This is a genomic window from Mesorhizobium sp. M2A.F.Ca.ET.037.01.1.1 (assembly GCF_003998075.1).
Classification (GTDB): Bacteria; Pseudomonadota; Alphaproteobacteria; order Rhizobiales; family Rhizobiaceae; genus Mesorhizobium.
Genome location: NZ_RZSA01000863.1, coordinates 1 through 2,863, shown reverse-complemented (window position 1 = coordinate 2,863; position 2,863 = coordinate 1). Strand labels below are relative to the sequence as shown.

The window sequence follows — 2,863 nt, the reverse complement described above, 5'->3', positions numbered from 1 at the left end:
CTCTTGCGCAGATGCAACGTGTATTCGGTGGCGTCGTCATTGACGTCCCAGCTTTCGAGCAGAACCGGCTCGAAGGTGAACTGGTGGGTGTAGCGCACCAGCGGCTCCAGCCAGCAGCGGGTGACGTTCGCCATCTCGGTCCAGTCGTAAGTGCGCGGATCCTTCTGCGCCTTGACCGACATCGCGACATGCAGCGTGCCGCCCTTCTTCGGCTCGTCGGCCAGCGCCTTGGTCGGCGCGGCAAGGCCGAGCATGCCATAGGCGAAAGCCGTCGATGCGCCGAAGGCGCTGGCCAGCGCCAGGAATTCGCGCCGGTCGACACGGCCCGCGCGCGCCTCCTCGGCCATCGCTTGGATAGCGGCCGGGACCCGGTCACCATTGCTTCTGAAAAGTGTCATTCTCGTGCTCCCATTGATCTGGTCGGGTCTTCGCCCGGTTGGCTTCAACTAATGCTGCCTTCCATCAACTGACGCTGTCAGGCAGCTTTTCCTCGCGCCGCGCGATCAAATCCCTGAGACCTTCGGCAATGCCCTCGTCGAGCTTCGGCTCCTGGTAGTCGGCCAGCATGGCGCGCGCCTTTTCGCGGCCGCGCGTGTCATGGTCCTTGGCGCCTTCGGCGCTCCACTGCTCGAAGGAATTGAAGTCCATGATATTGGGCATGAAGAAGGCGCTCTCGAAATGCTCGAGCGTATGCTGCGTGCCGAGGAAATGCCCTTGCGGGCCGACCTCGCGGATCGCCGCCATCGCGTCCTTGAAATCGTCGAAGGACACGCCGCCGGCATATTTGTACCAGCCGACCAGCTGCTCGCAGTCGGTGGCGAATTTCGAATAGCCGCAGGTCAGGCCCGCTTCCAGCCAGCCGGCGGAATGCCAGATGTAGTTGGCGCCGGACAGGATCGCGGCATGCATCAGCATGTTCGCCTCGTAACCCGCCTGCGCGTCGTTGAGCTTCGAGCCGACATGGAAGCCGGAGGTGCGCCAGGGCAGCTTATACTTCCTGGCCAGCGCGCCCATCAGGTACATCATCTGGGCGGCCTCCGGCGTGCCGCCCATCGGCGCGCCGGTCTTCATGTCGACCGTCACCATGAACTGGCCGTAGAGCTGCGGCGAGCCGGGCCGGATGAGCTGGGTCAACGCCACGCCGGCAAGCGCCTCGGCGTTGACCTGCGCCACCGCGCCGACCGCGGAGGCCGAGGTCGAGGCGCCGCACAGCGCGAAGGGCGCCAGGATCAGCGGCTGGTTGTGGCTGGCATAGACCCGCATGGCGTCGATCATGGTGGCATCCCACACCAGCGGCGAATTGCAGTTGGTGATCGCAACCAGCACCGGATTGTCGCGCACGAACTCCTCGCCGAAGACGATGCCAGCCATCGCCATCGTGTCCTCGGCGCGCTCCTTCGACGTGACGATGCCCATGAACGGTTTGTCGGAATGTTTCAGCGCCGAATGAACGATGTGAAGGTGCCGCTTCGGCACCGCGATCTCCATCGGCTCGCAGATGACCGAGCTCGAGGAATGCAGCGCCGGCGCCATGTAGGCCATCTTGTGGAAATTGTTGAGGTCGGCCAGCGTGCCGTAGCGGCGCTTGTTGTCGAGGTCGCGGACATAGGGCGCGCCATACATCGGCACGAAGATCGAGTTCTTGCCGCCGACGCGCACCGTACGCTCCGGGTTGCGCGCGTGCAGTGTGAACTCGGGCGGAACCTTCGAGACCAGCTCCATCAACAGCGCGCGGTCGATGCGGACACGCGTTTGCCTGACATCGGCGCCGGCCGCCTTCCAGAGCTCGATCGCGCCGTCGTCGCGGAATTCGCAGCCCACCTCCTCGAGGATCTTCAGCGATTCCTCGTGGATCAGCTCCACCGCCTCGTCGGGCACGATCTCGTAGGCGGGGATCTTGCGCACAAGGGTGGGGAAGGACGCGACCGGCGCGCTTCTCAGCGCCTTGCGGCCGAGCCGGCCGCCGCCGCGGCGGTGGGTCTGTTCGGTCAGTTCAACGGCCGGTGCGTTCATGGAGGCTCCTTCTTCCCGCCCGACCAAGTTAGCGAGAGGAAATATGGATGTGATGCTGGAAAATCCTGATCTCTTGTATAAGCTGCACTTATGCGAAACCTCCGCCAGCTCCTGCCCTCCGCCGGCAGCCTCATCGTCTTCGAGGCCGCGGGCCGGCTGTCGAGCTTCACCGCCGCTGGGCGCGAGCTTGGCATGACGCAGGCGGCCGTCTCCTACGCGGTGCGCGGGCTGGAGGAGCAGCTTGGCGCCAAACTCTTCCAGCGGCGCCACCGCCAGGTGCTTCTGACGGAAGCCGGCGAACGTTTCCATGCCGATGTGTCGCTGGGCCTCTCGCATATCCGCAAGTCGGCGGAAGACCTTCGCCTGCAGGCGACCGGCGGGCATGTGACCTTGGCCGCCTCGACCGCCTTCGGCTCCTTCTGGATGATGCCGCGCCTGCAGCAGTTCCGCGACGAATTGCCGGGCGTCGACCTGCGCATCCAGACCGCCGACCGCGACCTCGACATCATCGCCGAGGGGATTCCGCTGGGCGTGCGCGGCGGCGTGCCGCGCGACTGGCCGGATTATCACTCGCTGTCGCTCTCCGATGAAGAAATCTTCCCAGTCGCCGGCCCCAGCTATCTCGCCAGGTTCGGCAAGCCGAGGACGGTCGAGGAACTGGCCACGCACCGGCTGATTCATCTAGAAGAACCCTATCGCGAGGCCCCGACCTGGGACGAATGGTTCGCTTCGGCCGGAACCAGCCTGCGCAATGCCGAGCGCGGCCTGCGCATCAACGACTATGCGCTGGTGATCCAGGCGGTGATGGAAGGGCAAGGAATCTCCCTCGGCTGGCGGCACCTGGTAGAAC

2 protein-coding genes and 1 pseudogene are annotated in these 2,863 nt (G+C 65.0%); 1 reads left to right on the top strand and 2 read right to left on the bottom strand.

Features of this window, described 5'->3' with window-relative positions:
• Together EOA27_RS30350 and EOA27_RS30345 are read right to left on the bottom strand one after the other, a co-directional pair.
• A pseudogene (locus tag EOA27_RS30350) lies at positions 1 to 398 on the bottom strand (diguanylate cyclase); the annotation flags it as partial.
• A 64-nt stretch (positions 399 to 462) separates the two neighbouring features.
• Positions 463 to 2,013: a trimethylamine methyltransferase family protein gene (locus tag EOA27_RS30345; RefSeq protein WP_126083120.1), complete on the bottom strand. Its 1,551-nt coding sequence runs from the start codon at positions 2,011 to 2,013 to the stop codon at positions 463 to 465.
• A 90-nt stretch (positions 2,014 to 2,103) separates the two neighbouring features.
• Between EOA27_RS30345 and EOA27_RS30340 the strand changes: the two genes are divergently transcribed.
• Positions 2,104 to 2,863: LysR substrate-binding domain-containing protein (locus EOA27_RS30340; RefSeq protein WP_127257967.1), on the top strand; the 760-nt coding region annotated here is incomplete at its 3' end.

What these genes read in the sequence shown, in the direction of transcription:
- EOA27_RS30345 (WP_126083120.1), bottom strand. Translation starts at nt 2,013, where the DNA reads ATGAACGCACCGGCCGTTGAACTGACCGAACAGACCCACCGCCGCGGC.